This is a genomic window from Bradyrhizobium canariense (assembly GCF_019402665.1).
GTDB classification, from domain to species: domain Bacteria; phylum Pseudomonadota; class Alphaproteobacteria; order Rhizobiales; family Xanthobacteraceae; genus Bradyrhizobium; species Bradyrhizobium canariense.
Genome location: NZ_VSST01000015.1, coordinates 276,024 through 291,364, shown reverse-complemented (window position 1 = coordinate 291,364; position 15,341 = coordinate 276,024). Strand labels below are relative to the sequence as shown.

General features: G+C 64.0%; 16 protein-coding genes and 1 pseudogene. 13 read left to right on the top strand and 4 right to left on the bottom strand.

Annotation, left to right across the window (positions count from 1 at the left end):
- Positions 1-2: 2 nt before the first annotated feature.
- Complete coding sequence (irr, locus tag FXB41_RS08055) at positions 3-485, bottom strand: Fur family transcriptional regulator Irr (RefSeq protein ID WP_246648675.1); 483 nt, start codon at positions 483-485, stop codon at positions 3-5.
- Positions 486-662: 177 nt separating this feature from the next.
- Between irr and FXB41_RS08050 the strand changes: the two are divergent.
- The 5 genes and pseudogenes from FXB41_RS08050 to FXB41_RS08030 all read left to right on the top strand — a co-directional run bounded on the left by FXB41_RS08050 (position 663) and on the right by FXB41_RS08030 (position 6,265).
- Positions 663-975: pseudogene (locus tag FXB41_RS08050) on the top strand (hypothetical protein).
- 218 nt (positions 976-1,193) lie between these two features.
- Positions 1,194-2,744: an ABC transporter substrate-binding protein gene (locus FXB41_RS08045; RefSeq protein WP_219681108.1), complete on the top strand. Its 1,551-nt coding sequence runs from the start codon at positions 1,194-1,196 to the stop codon at positions 2,742-2,744.
- 91 nt (positions 2,745-2,835) lie between these two features.
- On the top strand, positions 2,836-3,807 hold the full coding sequence (locus FXB41_RS08040; protein ID WP_007599498.1) for an ABC transporter permease: 972 nt from the start codon (positions 2,836-2,838) through the stop codon (positions 3,805-3,807).
- On the top strand, positions 3,804-4,643 hold the full coding sequence (locus tag FXB41_RS08035; protein WP_018458168.1) for an ABC transporter permease: 840 nt from the start codon (positions 3,804-3,806) through the stop codon (positions 4,641-4,643). Before FXB41_RS08040 ends, FXB41_RS08035 begins: the two co-directional genes overlap by 4 nt.
- A gap of 2 nt (positions 4,644-4,645) precedes the next feature.
- On the top strand, positions 4,646-6,265 hold the full coding sequence (locus FXB41_RS08030) for an ABC transporter ATP-binding protein (RefSeq protein ID WP_219681106.1): 1,620 nt from the start codon (positions 4,646-4,648) through the stop codon (positions 6,263-6,265).
- Between the two features lie 18 nt (positions 6,266-6,283).
- On the opposite strand, the gene FXB41_RS40550 is transcribed toward FXB41_RS08030, so the two are convergent.
- Complete coding sequence (locus FXB41_RS40550; RefSeq protein WP_246648674.1) at positions 6,284-6,553, bottom strand: hypothetical protein; 270 nt, start codon at positions 6,551-6,553, stop codon at positions 6,284-6,286.
- A 346-nt stretch (positions 6,554-6,899) separates the two neighbouring features.
- Here FXB41_RS40550 and FXB41_RS08025 point away from each other — a divergent pair, with 346 nt between their 5' ends.
- The gene (locus tag FXB41_RS08025; RefSeq protein ID WP_007599491.1) at positions 6,900-7,064 is read left to right on the top strand and encodes a hypothetical protein; all 165 of its coding nucleotides are present in this window, start codon (positions 6,900-6,902) and stop codon (positions 7,062-7,064) included.
- Positions 7,061-7,270, top strand: coding sequence for a hypothetical protein (locus tag FXB41_RS08020; protein WP_007599488.1), 210 nt, complete (start codon positions 7,061-7,063; stop codon positions 7,268-7,270). Before FXB41_RS08025 ends, FXB41_RS08020 begins: the two co-directional genes overlap by 4 nt.
- Before the next feature lie 91 nt (positions 7,271-7,361).
- On the opposite strand, the gene FXB41_RS40545 is transcribed toward FXB41_RS08020, so the two are convergent.
- Positions 7,362-7,655 (bottom strand): hypothetical protein, encoded by a 294-nt coding sequence (locus tag FXB41_RS40545; RefSeq protein WP_007599485.1) that lies wholly within the window; start codon positions 7,653-7,655, stop codon positions 7,362-7,364.
- 124 nt (positions 7,656-7,779) lie between these two features.
- The gene (locus FXB41_RS08015; protein WP_007599478.1) at positions 7,780-8,127 is read right to left on the bottom strand and encodes a hypothetical protein; all 348 of its coding nucleotides are present in this window, start codon (positions 8,125-8,127) and stop codon (positions 7,780-7,782) included.
- A 236-nt stretch (positions 8,128-8,363) separates the two neighbouring features.
- On the opposite strand from FXB41_RS08015, the gene FXB41_RS08010 reads away from it, so the two are divergent.
- The 6 genes from FXB41_RS08010 (at position 8,364) to hemA (ending at position 15,161) form a co-directional block, all read left to right on the top strand.
- Positions 8,364-8,684, top strand: coding sequence for a hypothetical protein (locus FXB41_RS08010; protein ID WP_007599476.1), 321 nt, complete (start codon positions 8,364-8,366; stop codon positions 8,682-8,684).
- Positions 8,685-8,907: 223 nt separating this feature from the next.
- Positions 8,908-9,633 (top strand): outer membrane protein, encoded by a 726-nt coding sequence (locus FXB41_RS08005; RefSeq protein ID WP_007599475.1) that lies wholly within the window; start codon positions 8,908-8,910, stop codon positions 9,631-9,633.
- Between the two features lie 164 nt (positions 9,634-9,797).
- Positions 9,798-11,951 carry a methyl-accepting chemotaxis protein gene (locus tag FXB41_RS08000; protein WP_219681105.1) on the top strand — a complete coding sequence of 718 codons (2,154 nt, stop codon included), beginning with the start codon at positions 9,798-9,800 and terminating at the stop codon, positions 11,949-11,951.
- 94 nt (positions 11,952-12,045) lie between these two features.
- Entirely contained in the window at positions 12,046-13,107 is a 1,062-nt protein-coding gene (locus tag FXB41_RS07995) for an MBL fold metallo-hydrolase (RefSeq protein ID WP_219681103.1), read from the top strand.
- Between the two features lie 16 nt (positions 13,108-13,123).
- Positions 13,124-13,741, top strand: a complete 618-nt coding sequence (locus FXB41_RS07990) for a HEAT repeat domain-containing protein (protein ID WP_219681101.1) — start codon at positions 13,124-13,126, stop codon at positions 13,739-13,741.
- Between the two features lie 190 nt (positions 13,742-13,931).
- Entirely contained in the window at positions 13,932-15,161 is a 1,230-nt protein-coding gene (gene hemA / locus FXB41_RS07985) for a 5-aminolevulinate synthase (RefSeq protein ID WP_219681098.1), read from the top strand.
- Positions 15,162-15,341: the final 180 nt, after the last annotated feature.

Genomic DNA, 15,341 nt, shown 5'->3' with positions numbered 1-15,341 from the left:
CGTTATGCCGGGTCTACGTCACGCTTCCGGCGCAGATGGACGACGACGTCGAGCCGCGCGATCTCGTGGCCCGGAAGCGCCTCGGGCATCCTGGTGAAGGTCAGGCCGTCGGCGACGTCGACCAGCACATCCTCGCCTTCGAGGTAGAAATGCGGATGCACGGACGTATCGGTGTCGAAGAACGACTTGATGCCGTCGGCCGCGATCCGCCGCAACAGGCCGGCTTCGGTGAACTGGTTCAGCGTGTTGTAGACGGTCGCAAGCGACAGCCGCAGATTGGCGGCGGTGGCTTCTTCATAAAGCCCCTCCGCTGTCACATGACGATGAGGGCAGAGGAACAGCATTTGGCCGAGCGCCAGGCGGTGGCGCGTCAGCCTGAGGCCAGCATCGCCGAGCAATTGCGCGCAACGTGCCGACGCCTCGTCTGCGAAAGAGATGGCGATATCGTCTGAATCCGCTTCGGATGGGGTGGAATGGACGTTCATCGCCGATGGACTCGCAGTTGACCGGGCACGCGGGGCTTCACCCGTCCTGCCATCAGATCGCAGAAGCGGCAGCCCGGCTTTGATCCGAATCAAATCCGGAACGAGCCCGCCTCTGACCTATCGCAAGGCGGCCGAGTTTATTCCCGGCCAGAATGGCCTGACATCAATGAGGCTCACATGTCCAAGCCGGTTCCCGACAAGGCAGAGATCGCGCTCGAATATCCCGACAAGTTCTATGTCGGCACCTTCGGGCATTCATCGCGGTTCGAGGCACGTCTCGACGGAAGCGGCGTTGCGCTGGTGCTGCAGCATCCGGGCACGGCGGACGAGCGCAAATCGGTGCACCTGCACCCTCAATTTCGGCCTGCTCGCCGGAATCCTGCGCGAACTCGCGGGCAGTGTCGCGGCCATCCCCAAGGACGACATCGCGCACCGGGAGCAACTCGCGGACGCGCTTGCCGAGTTGCAACGGGTGCTGCGGCCCTCCTGAAGCAGGGCGGCGCGGCGGCGCCGGCTTGGCCGTCAAATGCCATAACAGGACGCGCTGTACATTTTTTGGGCGAACACTGTCGAGACTTTCATCTTGCGGCGCCGAATGAGACTGTGTGAGCCTCGATCCCGGATGGGGACTGGGATGGGCCTGCCGTAGCTTTGCGCGCCATGACGTGCGAAGCGTTTGCGGCTGGTCTCGCTTGAGAAAGATACGACATGTCAAAACGAGTGTTGCTTGGTGTCCTCCTGGCTTGCGGCCTCGCGGCCCCGGCGCTGGCGCAAGAGCCGAAAGCGGGTGGAGCGATCAATGCCGTGATTCAGCCCGAGCCGCCCGGCCTGATGCTGGCGATGGTCCAGAACGGCCCGGTGCAGATGGTGTCGGGCAACATTTTCGAAGGCCTGCTGCGCTACAGCCCCAAGCTCGAACCGCAGCCGGAGCTCGCCGAGAGCTGGAGCGTCAGCGAGGACGCCAAAACCTACACGTTCAAGCTCAGGAAGGGCGTGACCTGGCACGACGGCAAGCCCTTCACCGCCGCCGACGTGCTGTTCTCAATCGAGATGCTGAAGCAGACCCACGCGCGTGCCCGCAACAATCTGGCGCAGGTCGACAAGGTCGAGGCTCCCGACGACTACACTGTCGTCTTCACGCTGAAGCAGCCGTTCGGTCCGTTCCTCGGCATCTTCGAGGTCGGCTCGATGCCGATCGTGCCGAAACATCTCTATGAAGGCACCGACTGGAAGACCAATCCCTACAACAACGCCCCTGTCGGCACCGGCCCCTTCATGTTCAAGGAATGGCAGAAGGGCTCTTTCATCCGCCTGGTCAAGAACCCGAACTATTACGAGAAGGGCAAGCCCTATCTCGACGAGATCTACTGGCAGATCATTCCCGATGCCGCGGCGCGCTCGGTGGCGTATGAGACCGGCAAGGTCGACGTGCTGCCCGGCGGCTCGGTCGAGAATTTCGACGTGCCGCGGCTGTCCAAGCTGAAGGACACCTGCGTCACCGGCGCCGGCTGGGAGTTCTTCTCGCCGCTGGCCTGGCTGTGGCTCAACAATCGCCAGGGTCCGCTCGCCGACAAGCGGGTGCGGCAGGCGGTCATGTTTGCGATCGACCGCGACTTCGCCAAGGACGTGATCTGGAACGGGCTCGGCAAGGTCGCGACCGGCCCGTCGGCCTCGACCATCAAATACTACACCGACGACGTGCCGAAATACCCTTACGATCCCGCCAAAGCCAAGGCGCTGCTGAAGGAAGCCGGCTACAAGGGCGAGAAGATCCGTCTTCTGCCGCTCGCCTATGGCGAGACCTGGCAGCGCTGGGGTGAAGCCGTGAAGCAGAACCTCCAGGACGTCGGCATGAACATCGAGACCATCGCCACCGACGTTGCCGGCTTCAACCAGAAGATCGGCGACTGGGATTACGACATCGCCTTCACCTATCTCTACCAGTACGGCGATCCCGCCCTCGGCGTCGGCCGCAACTACGTCTCCAGCGCCATTGCCAAGGGCCAGGTGTTCAACAACGTCGAAGGTTACTCCAACCCGGAAATCGACAAGCTGTTCGCCGACGGCGCGGTGGCAACGCCCGACTCCAAGCGCAAGGAGATCTACGAGAAGGCGCAGAAGATCCTGGTCGAGGACGTGCCGGTGGCCTGGATGCTCGAGCTGCAATTCCCCACCATCATGCGTTGCAAGGTCAAGAACCTGATCACGACCGGGATCGGGGTCAACGACGGCTTCAAGGACGCATGGCTGGACAAGTGAGGGCTGCCTCCGTCACCTCTCGCCGCTGGCGGGGAGAGGTGATCGCTCCATCTCTGTCGCTCCAGGTCACATCACCGATATGATCCTCTAGATGCTCTCCTTCGTCGCTCAGCGTGTCGTGAAGGGCGTGATCGTCCTGCTTGCGATCGTCGTCCTCAATTTCTTCCTGATCCGGCTTGCGCCCGGCGATCCCGCCGTCGTGATGGCGGGCGAGGCCGGGGCGAGCGACCAGATCTTCGTCCAGCAGCTCAGGGAGAAGTTCGGCCTGGACAAGCCGCTGCCCGAGCAGCTCTTCATCTACGTCAAGGGCATTGCTACCCTCGACCTCGGCTTCTCCTTCCGCCAGCAGGCGCCGGTCGCGAAGCTGATCGGCGAGCGGCTGCCCGCGACATTGCTGCTGACGCTGACGGCGTTCGCGATCTCGCTCGTGCTCGGCGTTCTCTTCGGCACCTTCGCCGCGCGCTTTGCCGGAACCTTTCTCGACACCGCGATCACCGTCTTTGCGCTGATCTTTTACGCCATGCCGATCTTCTGGGTGGCGCTGATGGGCATCCTGCTGTTCTCGGTCACCATGGATTGGCTGCCGAGCTTCGGCTACGAGACTGTCGGCGCCAACCTCACTGGCTTCGCTCATGCCGTCGATGTCGCGAAGCACCTGATCATGCCGGCGATGACGCTGGGCCTGTTCTTCATGGCGACCTACACCCGCATGACGCGCGCCTCGATGCTGGAGGTGAAGCGGCTCGACTTCGTCAAGACCGCGCGCGCCAAAGGCCTGTCCGACGCCGTGATCCAGCGCCGCCACGTCCTGCGCAACGCGCTGCTGCCCGTCGTGACGCTCGCCGGCGTCCACTCCGGCACCCTGATCGGCGGCGCCGTCATCACCGAGACCGTGTTCGCCTGGCCCGGCATCGGACGCCTGATGTACGACGCCCTGCTGCAGCGCGACTACAATCTGCTGCTCGGCGTCTTCGTGATCTGCTCCGCCATGGTCCTGATCTTCAACCTCATCACCGACCTGGTCTATCGCCTGGTCGACCCGCGCATCGAATTCACCACATGAAACAGTTCTGGAAATCGATGCTGAGGAGCCCGAGCGGCGTCATCGGGCTCATCATCCTGCTGCTTGCGATCTCGGTCGCCTTGTTCGGTCCGATGCTGTTCCCGAACTCGCCCTGGCGCATGGTGCAGCGGCCGTTCCTGCCGCCGTTCACGCTCGCGACCGTGCCGCTCGGCACCGATGCACTCGGCCGCGACGTGTTCGCGGGCATGATCTTTGGCGCACGCGTCTCGCTGCTCGTCGGCATGGTCTCCACCCTGGTGGCGCTCGTCGTCGGCGTTCCCATTGGCGCCATGGCCGGTTATTTCGGCGGCAGGGTCGACGACGCCCTGATGCGCTTCACGGAGTTCTTCCAGACCATTCCGAGCTTTGCGCTCGCGATCGTGCTCGTCGCGATCCTGCAGCCCTCGATCTATTCGATCGTCGCCTCGATCGCGCTGGTGAGCTGGCCGCCGGTCGCGCGGCTCGTCCGCGGCGAGGTGCTGTCGTTGCGCACGCGGGAGTACGTCCAGGCCGCCGTGGTCACGGGCCAGAGCAACACCTGGATCATCCTGCGCGAAATCCTGCCGAATACGCTGTCGCCGGTGATCGTGCTGGCCTCGCTGATGGTGGCGACCGCGATCCTGCTGGAATCCTCGCTGGCGTTCCTCGGCCTCGGCGATCCCAACCTGATCTCCTGGGGCTACATGGTCGGTGCCGGCCGCACCGTGATCCGCCAGGCGTGGTGGATCACCGTGTTTCCCGGCGTCGCCATCCTGATCTCGGTGCTCGGCCTCAATTTGATCGGCGAAGGCCTCAACGACGCGCTCAATCCGCGGCTGTCGCGGGAGGGCCGCTGATCATGACCGCTCCGCCCGCCGTCTCCATCAAGAACTTGCGGATCGCGTTGCCCAAGGGCGCCGAGCGTCCGTTCGCGGTCGACGGCGTCTCGCTCGATCTGCGGCCCGGCAAGATCGTCTGCGTCGTCGGCGAATCCGGCTCCGGCAAATCGATGTGCGCGCATGCGCTGATGGGACTGTTGCCTGACACGGTCACCGTCACCTCCGGCGAGATCCAGTTCGAAGGCCGCGACCTGCTCAAACTCGACGACGACGGCTGGCGAGATCTGCGCGGCCGCCGGCTCGCGATGATCTTCCAGGAGCCGATGACCGCGCTCAATCCGTTGATGCGGATCGGCGATCAGATGGCGGAGATGTTCGAGGCGCACGGGCTGCTCACGCCGAGGGAGCGGCGCGCCAAGGCGCTGTCGCTGGCGCGCGAGGTCGGCCTCCCCGACCCCGAGCGCATCGTGCGCGCCTATCCGCACCAGCTCTCCGGCGGCCAGCGCCAACGCGCCATGATCGCGATGGCGCTCGCGCTCGAACCGGCGGTGCTGGTTGCGGACGAGCCGACCACCGCGCTCGACGTCACCACGCAAGCGCAGATCCTGAAACTGATCCGCAACCTCCAGCGCAATCGCAACATGGCGGTGATGTTCATCACCCATGATTTCGGCGTGGTCGCCGACATCGCCGACCAGGTCATCGTGTTGCGCCACGGCAAGGTGGTCGAGGAAGGCCCCGCCTCGGCCGTCTTCAACGCGCCGCAGCACGACTACACCAAGGCGCTGCTCGCCGCCGTGCCCACGATGGACCCGCCCGCCCGCAACCCTCTCGTCGACCAGGCCAAAGCGGTCGAGGTGATCGGACTGGACAAGACCTACGTCACCTCGGGCGGCTGGTTTCGCGAGGACCGTCGCGTCGATGCCGCACGCGAAGTCAATTTCACGATTCTCAAGGGCGAGACGCTCGGCCTGGTCGGCGAATCCGGTTCCGGCAAATCGTCGGTGGCCCGTCTTGTGATGCGGCTGGTCGAAGCCGATCGCGGCACCGTGCGGATCGGCGAGACCGATCTCACAAAGCTCGCGGGCAAGGCGCTGCGCGCCGAGCGCCACCGCATCCAGATGATCTTTCAGGATCCGTTCGCCTCGCTCAATCCGCGGCGCAAGGTCGGCCACATCATCGCCGACGGCCCGATTGCGGCCCGCACCGATCCGAAGGTGGCGTTCGACCGCGCCCGCGATCTCCTCAAGATGGTCGGCCTCGATGCCGGCGCACTCGAACGCTATCCGCACGAATTCTCCGGCGGCCAACGCCAGCGCATCGGCATCGCGCGCGCGCTCGCGCTCGAACCCGAAATCATCGTCGCCGACGAAGCCGTCTCCGCGCTCGACGTGTCGGTGCAGGCGCAAGTGCTGAGACTGCTTGAAGACCTCAAGGCGCGTCTTGGCCTGTCGATGCTGTTCATCACCCACGATCTGCGCGTCGCTGCTCAAATCTGCGATCGCATTGCGGTGATGCAGCGCGGCGCCATTGTCGAACTGAAGCCGACCGCGCAGCTGTTCGCCGCGCCCGAACATGCCTATACGCGCGAGCTGCTCGCGGCAGTGCCGGGGCGCAAGGATCGCCCGCCGGCGGCGTAAGTCAGCCGATCGCGATTTCTACTTCGGTCGGGGATTCGTGTTGTTCCAGGTGGGGACCGAGTTTGTTACGCCGACGGAGGGCTGGTTGGACGTTCCGACCGATGGCGCTGTCACGGTCCCGACGGTCTGCCCGGAACTTCCAATAGTCCCTTGCTGTACTGGTGCTCCGGAGCGTCCGCTCGTGCTGCTTGGTGTCCCCGTCCCCGACGTTTGTGCGTTGACGGCGAGTGGCGCTGCAGCCAATCCGAGAGCGATAAGTGCAGCAATGGAGCGTTTCGTTCTTGTCATGGCTGATCCTTTCGGGCGCGGTCTCTCAATCGCGATGCCGTTCGTCGAGGCACCCGTGCACTGAGTGACCTTACAACTCCACGCGCGACAAAATGTGCCGCAGTGCCATCATCCCGCGGGGCTCAACTCTTCATCACGATGCTGCGAAGCGGTCCCCGCCGAACAGATGCGCCGTGAGATCGGCGCATCGCTGAAGGTACCCCGCTCCCCCTCAGGAGCGGAATCCTCACGGGCTTTTTATCCCTCGTGACCGCCCGCACGGCTGCAAAGCCGAAGGCGACACCCCACATCCGGATGAAATGATTTCCATCATGTGATGATGGATTGAGAATCTATTGGAGACGACATGGGCCAGGTTATTGAGTTTGTCTCGAAATCCGAGCGCGAGCGCATTCGCCTCATCCAGGAAGCGCGCGCGATCTACGACAGCATCTTCCCGCCGGCTGATCCGGTGAGCGAACCATCAAGCGGAGCCTCCGCGCGTCGCAGCGACGGAGGCAACCTCGCGTGATCAAGATCATCGCCGTGCTCTGCAACCTCGCCTCTCCAGCGAACTGTCATGAGCAGACCGTCACCACATCCGATTTCGCCGACGTCTCGATGCAATCGTGCCTGATGGGTGCGCCGCAGCTTGCCGAATGGATGAACCAGCATCCGGCCGAGCGCCTCGCGGGATGGCGCTGCGTGATCGGCCAACAGGCCGGCCGGGGCGCCTGAGGGCGCATGCTCCCCTCTGGGGGCGTTGCGATCTTCACCTTGCGACCGGCCGCGCTGATCGACATCGGCTCTCGCCCAGAGCGTTCGCGTGCTATCGAACCGGCGGGTTGGTATTGCTCCAGGTCGGAACCGAGTTGGTGACGCCGACGGAAGGCCAATTATACGTGCCGATCGACGGCGCCGTGACCGTCCCCACCGTCTGTCCTGAGCTGCCGTAAGCCCTCGACGGCACGGCCATCGACCCTCCAACGCTGCCATAACTCGGGGCCGCCATAACGGAGCTGTAGTGTCTGGCGGACCTGTGCTTCTTCGCCTCGACAACGGAGGGGGCCGTAGCTAGGCCAACCGTGATAAGTGCGGCAATCGCGAATTTGATGCCTGTCATCGCTGATCCTTTCGTCGCCGTAGACCCCGTACGCCAAGTGTTCATTGTTCGGAAGAATTCCATAGCACTCCGTTCATAACTCCGTGCGCACACGAAGGTGCCGGAGCGCGGTCGCACGGCATGATCAGCGCCGCCGCGGACGACAGGCCTTGCGGTTGTGGCGCTCCTTGACGGTCGCGACCGAGTGCATCAGTTCCTTGAAGGCCGCGATTGCCTTGTCATCGCCGAATGCGCTGTCACCGAGCGCTTCCAGATGCTCAATGACCACGAGCAGCGCATCCGCGACCTGGCCGATCTGCTTGCCGTAACTGCCGACATCCGACAGTAGGTCCTTCTCGACATCGGGCGCCGAGGATTGGCCCACCGTGATGTTCACGAGACCGAACTGGCCGCCGGCCGGGCTGAAGAACGACGTGATCGGGTTGATGGACTGCACGACGTCCCCCGACAGAGGCAGCTTGAACACGGGCATGCGACTATTCTTTCCTTTGCTGAGCCCGGCGGGCGCGAGACTAGCACGCCCGCCCGCTACCGCGCCTCGCCTTCGGATGGACCCGAATCAGCGCTAAAGCGTTTTCGAGCGAAGTGGATGCCGGTTCGCGTGAAGAAAACGCGTCGAAACAAGGATCTAGAGCTTCGGTTCTGATTCAATCAGAACCGATAATGCTCTAGTGCATTCACCTCATCGACTTCGCGTATTGAGGCGATATGACCGGTCCCGAACTGAAGCAACTCCGCAACGATCTCTCGGACGTCCTCGAACGCAAGCTCACCGCGGCCGACATGGCCCGGCTTTGCGGATTGCCGGAGAAGGGCGGCGCCGACACCATCCGGCGCTGGGAAGTCAGCGGCCCGACACCGTCCGCGACCAAGGTGCTGCGCGTGCTCGCGATGGCGAGCGAGCGCTACCCGATCCTGGAGAAGTTCGACGTCTTCGATCGTCATGACGTGCGCGAGGAAGACCGGCCCGCAAAGCGCGCTGCATTCCGCGAACAGATGCGCGATGAGGCGCGGCGCCGTCTTGGTTAATGAGATGCGCGCGCAAGTTACACTGACAGCGCCGAGTTAAGCCTTCCTTCACCACTTCTTAAGCCGACATTAAGCACGAAAATCATTTACGGCCCAATACGTTAGGTTGGCTGCCGCTGTGCCACGGATGTGACAGCATTTTCGTCAAAAGCGAGCTATCTGCAAAATCAACGACGGCGCGGAAAGCGCGCCTGCCGGGGACCTAAGTGTTGGAGTTTGGACGATGAAGAAGATTCTGTTTGCGACCGTTGCGCTGCTCGTGCTGGGCGCTGCTGCGCCGGCAGTCGGTGCCGATCTCGGTAACCGCAATTACTATAAGGCGCCCGCGCCCGCTTATGCCGCGCCGATCTACAACTGGACCGGCTTCTACATCGGTGGCCATGTCGGCGGCGCGTTCTCCAGCGACAACAATTTCAGCGGCCTCTCCACCGGCAATAACGGCAACGGCCGTTTCCTCGGCGGCGTGCAGGCTGGTGCGGACTGGCAGTTCAACCCGAACTTCGTCGTCGGCGTCGAAGGCCAGTATTCCTGGCTCTCCGGCAGCGTCGGCGCGGTGTTCCCGGGCGGCGTCGCCTACACCAACGACCAGCGCGGTCTCGGCTCGATCACCGGCCGCGTCGGCTACACCTGGGGTCCGGGCCTGCTCTATGTGAAGGGCGGCTACGCCTACTCCGACAACAACGAGAAGGTCACTGTCGGCGGCGTGCCGGCGGCCTTCGTCATCACGGGCGATCACCGCAACGGCTACACCGTCGGCGCCGGCCTCGAATACATGTTCGCCCCGAACTGGTCGGCCAAGGCCGAGTACCAGTACTACAATTTCGGCGACGCGCACTTCACCGGTGGTCCGCTGGCGGGCACCGGCAACTTCACCACCGACGACCACACCATCAAGGCGGGCGTCAACTACCGCTTCAACTGGGCCAACTCGGCGGTCGCGCGCTACTGAACGGTTATCAAAACCTTATCATGATGAAGGGCCGGCATCGTTGCCGGCCCTTCTTTTTTCGCTGTGCGGAACGTGCGCAACCAATTGAGCGACTTGCGATTTTTTAACCTGGCCCGAGGATACTCCGCGGCGAAAACATAAAGATCACGCGTGGGGGAATTTCGATGGCGATCCGTCTGGGCCTTGGCCGTTTGCTTGGTCGTATCCGGCCCCGTTTCAAAATGCCGACATGGGGCGTGCGCGGCAGCCTGTTCACGGCCTTCGCGGTGATCGCGGGCATGGGCCTCGTGATTGCAGCCGGCGCCGGCTTCGTCTTCCACCATCTCGGCAGCACCATGATGGACCTGAGCGGCCGCGACATCCCGCGCCTTTCCGCCAGCCTTCAACTCGCATCGCAAAGCGCAACGCTCGCGGCGCAGGGGCCGGGCCTCCTGGCGTCGCCGTCCGACGAGGCGCTGAACGAACGCACCAAGAAGGTGCAGGAGATCCAGCAGCTTGCCATGGCCAAGCTTGGCGAGATCATCGAACTCGGCGCCGACAAGCAGATCGCAACCGCATTGCGCGACACCGCCAAGAGCATCGACGAGGCGACCCAGAGCCTGGTGTCGGCCGCGCGCGAGCGGCTCGATGCCGGCGCGCTGCATGACAAGCAATATGAAGCGCTCCGCAAGGCGCAGCTCACCTTCGTCGGTGCGGCCGGTCCTGCCATGCTGGATGCGCAAACGCGCCTGAACGCGATCCTCGGCGCGGCGGAAGTTTCCGCCGACGATGCCACCGAAGCCGCCCGCACTGTCTCCCAGGTCGCGACCATCTCCGCCAACGGCAATCTGATGGCCGCCGACATGATGGCGGCGCTGTCGGCCAACAACAGCGATACGCTGGAGGCGATCGAGAAAGAGTTCAAGGCGACGCGCGACCGCGTCAAGTCGAACCTCGAGGACCTGCCGAACATTGCCTCGATGCAAGCGGTGCGCGATACCGTGCAAAAGCTGTTCGCCTTCGGCGAAGGCAAGTCCGGCGTGTTCAAGATCCGCCAGAAGGAGCTCGACGCCATCGATTACGGCCAGACCATTTTGGACGAGGCCCGCAAGCTCAATGTCGGCCTCGGCATCAGCGTGCAGCAGCTGGTCGAGGGTGTGCAGAAGGAGACCAATGCGTCGACCTTCCAGGCGCGGCAGGAGATCTCGCTCGCGACCACCGCGATGCTGGCACTCGGCGCACTGACGCTGGTCGGCTCGGCGCTGTTCGTCTGGCTCTATGTCGGCCGCAACATCCTGCGCCGCATTCGCGAGCTTCAACGCGCCATGCAGTTGCTCTCGGCCGGCGATCTCGACACCGAGATCGTCCGCTCCCGGCAGAACGACGAGATCGGCGCGATGAAGGAAACGCTGACGGTGTTCCGCGACAGCATGATCGAAGCCCGGGCGCTTGCGAGCGAGCAGGACAGGGATCGCGTCGCCAAGGCCGAGCGTGCGGCGCAGATGGAGGCGAAGATTGCAGAATTCGAGGGCGCGGTCCGCTCCGCACTCGACAATCTCGCGCAGTCGGCCAATTCGATGCAATCGACCGCTCAGAGCATGTCGAACACGGCAGACCAGTCCAACGCGCTGGTGAACGCGGTTGCCTCCGCAGCCGAAGAGACCTCGGTCAACGTGCAGACCGTATCGTCAGGCACGGAGCAGCTGTCGTCTTCGATCGAGGAGATCAGCAAGCAGGTCGTCACCTCGGCCGCGATCGCCAGGAAAGCGGTCGACGAAGCCGGCGCGACCGACGCCACGGTGCAAAGCCTCGCCGACAGCGCGAGCCGCATCAGCGTGGTGGTCGACCTGATCCAGACGATTGCCTCGCAGACCAATCTGCTGGCGCTCAACGCCACCATCGAGGCGGCGCGCGCGGGTGAAGCCGGCCGCGGCTTCGCGGTGGTCGCCTCCGAGGTGAAGAGCCTCGCGAGCCAGACCGCCAAGGCAACGGAGGAGATCCGCAGCCAGATCGCCAGCATGCAGTCGGTGACGACTTCGGCAGTCGGCGCCATCCAGGGCATCGGCCGGATCATCGGCGAGATCAACGACGTCACCACGACGATCGCCGCCGCGGTCGAGGAACAGGGCGCGGCGACACGCGAGATCGCCCGCAACATCCAGCATGCGGCCGGTGGCACCAGCGAGGTCTCCAGCAACATCGTCGGCGTCTCCACGGCTTCGGCGGAAGCCGGTGCAGCGGCGAACGAAGTGCTCGGCGCCTCCGACGCGCTCCGCCGCGAAGCCGACATGCTGCGCGGAGAGATCGACGCGTTCCTCAACAACATGCGGGCGGCGTAAGCCGCCGTTCCGCAACCCGGAATGACCGCTATGCGGGCGCGCCAGCGTCCTTTTTCGGCTGGCGCGCCGCGGCGAGCGGGTTTAAGCCGGTAGCATGAACGCAAAGACCGATACCGTGCAGTCCTCCGCCGACGCCCTGCGCTATCCCTGGGAACAGCATCCCGGCCCCGAAGAGGTCGTCGAGGTGAAGCCCGGCGTGTTGTGGGTGCGGCTGAAGCTGCCGTTCCGCCTCAACCATGTGAACATCTATCTGCTCGCCGATGGCGACGGCTACGCCATGATCGATGCCGGCTTCGGCAATGAGGAGACGATCGAAGCCTGGACGAAGCTGTTCGACGGACCACTGAAGGGCGTCAACATCACGCGCCTGATCGTGACCCATTCCCATCCCGATCATGTCGGTCTGGCCGGGTGGATCGTCGAGCGATTCAACTGCCCGCTGGTGATGTCTCAGGTCGAATATCTGCAATCGGTCTATCACCAGAACCGCGGCACCGAGGAGCGGAAGGAGGCGCAGCGGCTGTTCTTCCGCCGCCACGGCATGGACGAGTCGCTCACGGAAAAGCTGCTCGGCCGCGGCCAGGACTATCTCAAGCGCGTCTCGGTGTTGCCGCCGTCCTACCGCCGCATCTCGCATGGCGAGGACGTCGTGATCGGCACGCGCCGCTTCAAGGTGATCACCGGCGGCGGTCACGCGCTCGACCAGGTGATGCTGTATTGCGCCGACGACAAGCTGTTCCTCTCGGCCGACCAGGTGCTGAGCAAGATCTCGCCGAACGTCAGCGTGTGGGCGGTCGAACCCGACCAGAACTCGCTCGGCGAATATCTGGCCTCGCTCGCCAGCCTCACCACGACGCTGCCCTATGACGTGCTGGTGCTGCCCGGCCACGGCGTGCCGTTCTACGGGCTGAAGACCCGCATCAAGCAGCTCGCCGATCACCACGAGGAGCGCTGCCGCCTGATCGCGGAAGCCTGCCGCGAGGTGCCGCAGACCTCGCGCGCCTTGGTGCCCGTGGTGTTCAACAAGCACGTGCTGGACGAACACCAGATGGGTTTCGCCGCCGGCGAACTGGTCGCCCACGTCAACTACATGATCGTGGAAGGCCGGCTGACGGCGGAAATGAAAGACGGCGTGTTGCAGTTCAGGACGACCTGAGTTTCAGGGGCCGCCGATGACCCATGAGGCCATCCGCAACCTGCTCGCACGGGACGACGACGAAGCGCTGGGCGAGCTTCGGACACTGTCAACGGCGAGCGATGCCTTTGTACGGCGAACCGCAATCGAGGTCATCGGACAACACAAGCGGGGGCATGAACTCCGCACGATTATTACCACTGCGTTTTCCGACACGTCAGACTACGTCAGGCGCACCGCCTGCGGCATCGTCGAGCAATGGAAGCTTGCCGAAGCTCATGATCTCGTGCTGCCCCTTCTGAGGGCGCCCGAAGCATCGACGCGGGAGTGCGCGCTTCGCGCCCTTGCGGAAATCTGGCATGAGGCGGATTTCCATTCGACCTTTGATCTCTACAGGCGCGATCCGGAAATCGGAGTTCGGAAGGAAGCCGCGCGGACCTTACGGCGAGGCGCCGCCGCGGGCAATTGGCGGCTGCTGTTCGATGCATTTTCCAGGGATGAGCTTCCGCGGCATCGATTGTGGGCCTGCGAGATCGCCGAGACTTTCGGCGATCCGGACGTCCTACCCGCGCTGACCCCGCTGCTGAACGATGACGACGGACATGTGCGCAAGTCCGCCGCGCACGCCCATCAGGCGATCGGGGCGCGCAGATAGCCCGGGCGCAATGGTGCAGAGCAACATTACGTCTCGCGCGAACTTGATCCGGATCAAGTTTCAAATCGCACGATAGGGCATTTTGCCCAAATGCCCCGCAGGTCCAAATGTGGGATAGCGCATAGACATTGGAGCTGGAAAAGCTCTAAGGATATGCGGGTCTTTGGTCGGTTCCGCTGCAGGTTTGACGATGGATTACGCCCAGTTCTTCAATTCCGCCCTTGATCGTCTCCACACCGAGCGGCGCTACCGCGTGTTCGCCGATCTCGAGCGCATTGCCGGCCGGTTCCCGCATGCGCTCTGGCATTCGCCCAAGGGCAAGCGCGACGTCGTGATCTGGTGCTCCAACGATTATCTCGGCATGGGCCAGCACCCGAAGGTGGTGGGCGCGATGGTCGAGACCGCGACCCGGGTCGGCACCGGCGCAGGTGGCACCCGCAACATCGCCGGCACGCATCATCCGCTGGTGCAGCTCGAGGCCGAGCTCGCCGATCTCCACGGCAAGGAAGCCTCGCTGCTCTTCACGTCCGGCTACGTCTCGAACCAGACCGGCATCGCGACCATCGCAAAGCTCATTCCGAACTGCCTGATCCTGTCCGACGAGCTCAACCACAATTCGATGATCGAAGGCATCCGCCAGTCCGGCTGCGAGCGGGTCGTGTTCCGCCACAACGACCTCGCCGATCTCGAAGCGCTGTTGCAGGCTGCAGGCCCGAGCCGGCCCAAGCTGATCGCCTGCGAGAGCCTTTATTCGATGGACGGCGACATCGCCCCGCTCGCCAAGATCTGCGACCTCGCCGAGAAGTACGGCGCGATGACCTATGTCGACGAGGTCCACGCCGTCGGCATGTACGGCCCGCGCGGCGGCGGCATCGCCGAGCGCGACGGCGTGATGCATCGCATCGACATTCTCGAAGGCACGCTCGCCAAGGCGTTCGGCTGCCTCGGCGGCTACATCGCCGCCAACGGCCAGATCATCGACGCCGTGCGCTCCTATGCGCCGGGCTTCATTTTCACCACCGCTCTGCCGCCGGCGATCTGCTCGGCCGCGACCGCGGCGATCAAGCACCTGAAGACGTCGAGCTGGGAGCGCGAGCGTCACCAGGATCGCGCCGCCCGGGTCAAGGCGATCCTCAACGCCGCCGGCCTGCCGGTGATGTCGAGCGACACCCACATCGTCCCGCTGTTCATCGGCGATGCCGAGAAGTGCAAGCAGGCTTCCGACCTCTTGCTCGAACAGCACGGCATCTACATCCAGCCGATCAACTATCCGACGGTCGCCAAGGGCTCCGAACGCCTGCGCATCACGCCCTCGCCCTATCACGACGACGGCCTGATCGATCAGCTCGCCGAAGCCCTGCTGCAAGTGTGGGACCGCCTGGGTCTGCCGCTTCGCGAGAAGTCGCTGGCGGCGGAGTAGGCTTCTTCGCCTTCTCTTCGATCTAAGTTTCACCGTCCCCGGAGCTACCCCCCTCCCCACCCTCCCCCACAAGGGGGGAGGGAGCGAGAGAGTTGCGGCTCCTTACATCGGGTAGCCGCACAGCGTGACGGTCGGTCTCGAATTCTTGCGACGCGGACGCTCTCTCCGTTCCCTCCCCCC

Bases quoted from the DNA above. Each gene is read 5' to 3' on its own strand.
- FXB41_RS08000 (WP_219681105.1), top strand. From the start codon at position 9,798: ATGGCGATCCGTCTGGGCCTTGGCCGTTTGCTTGGTCGTATCCGGCCC.
- FXB41_RS40545 (WP_007599485.1), bottom strand. From the start codon at position 7,655: ATGACAGGCATCAAATTCGCGATTGCCGCACTTATCACGGTTGGCCTA.
- FXB41_RS08035 (WP_018458168.1), top strand. From the start codon at position 3,804: ATGAAACAGTTCTGGAAATCGATGCTGAGGAGCCCGAGCGGCGTCATC.
- FXB41_RS08040 (WP_007599498.1), top strand. From the start codon at position 2,836: ATGCTCTCCTTCGTCGCTCAGCGTGTCGTGAAGGGCGTGATCGTCCTG.
- FXB41_RS08030 (WP_219681106.1), top strand. From the start codon at position 4,646: ATGACCGCTCCGCCCGCCGTCTCCATCAAGAACTTGCGGATCGCGTTG.
- FXB41_RS07990 (WP_219681101.1), top strand. From the start codon at position 13,124: ATGACCCATGAGGCCATCCGCAACCTGCTCGCACGGGACGACGACGAA.
- hemA (WP_219681098.1), top strand. From the start codon at position 13,932: ATGGATTACGCCCAGTTCTTCAATTCCGCCCTTGATCGTCTCCACACC.
- FXB41_RS07995 (WP_219681103.1), top strand. From the start codon at position 12,046: ATGAACGCAAAGACCGATACCGTGCAGTCCTCCGCCGACGCCCTGCGC.
- FXB41_RS08025 (WP_007599491.1), top strand. From the start codon at position 6,900: ATGGGCCAGGTTATTGAGTTTGTCTCGAAATCCGAGCGCGAGCGCATT.
- FXB41_RS40550 (WP_246648674.1), bottom strand. From the start codon at position 6,553: ATGACAAGAACGAAACGCTCCATTGCTGCACTTATCGCTCTCGGATTG.
- FXB41_RS08015 (WP_007599478.1), bottom strand. From the start codon at position 8,127: ATGCCCGTGTTCAAGCTGCCTCTGTCGGGGGACGTCGTGCAGTCCATC.
- irr (WP_246648675.1), bottom strand. From the start codon at position 485: ATGAACGTCCATTCCACCCCATCCGAAGCGGATTCAGACGATATCGCC.
- FXB41_RS08045 (WP_219681108.1), top strand. From the start codon at position 1,194: ATGTCAAAACGAGTGTTGCTTGGTGTCCTCCTGGCTTGCGGCCTCGCG.
- FXB41_RS08010 (WP_007599476.1), top strand. From the start codon at position 8,364: ATGACCGGTCCCGAACTGAAGCAACTCCGCAACGATCTCTCGGACGTC.
- FXB41_RS08005 (WP_007599475.1), top strand. From the start codon at position 8,908: ATGAAGAAGATTCTGTTTGCGACCGTTGCGCTGCTCGTGCTGGGCGCT.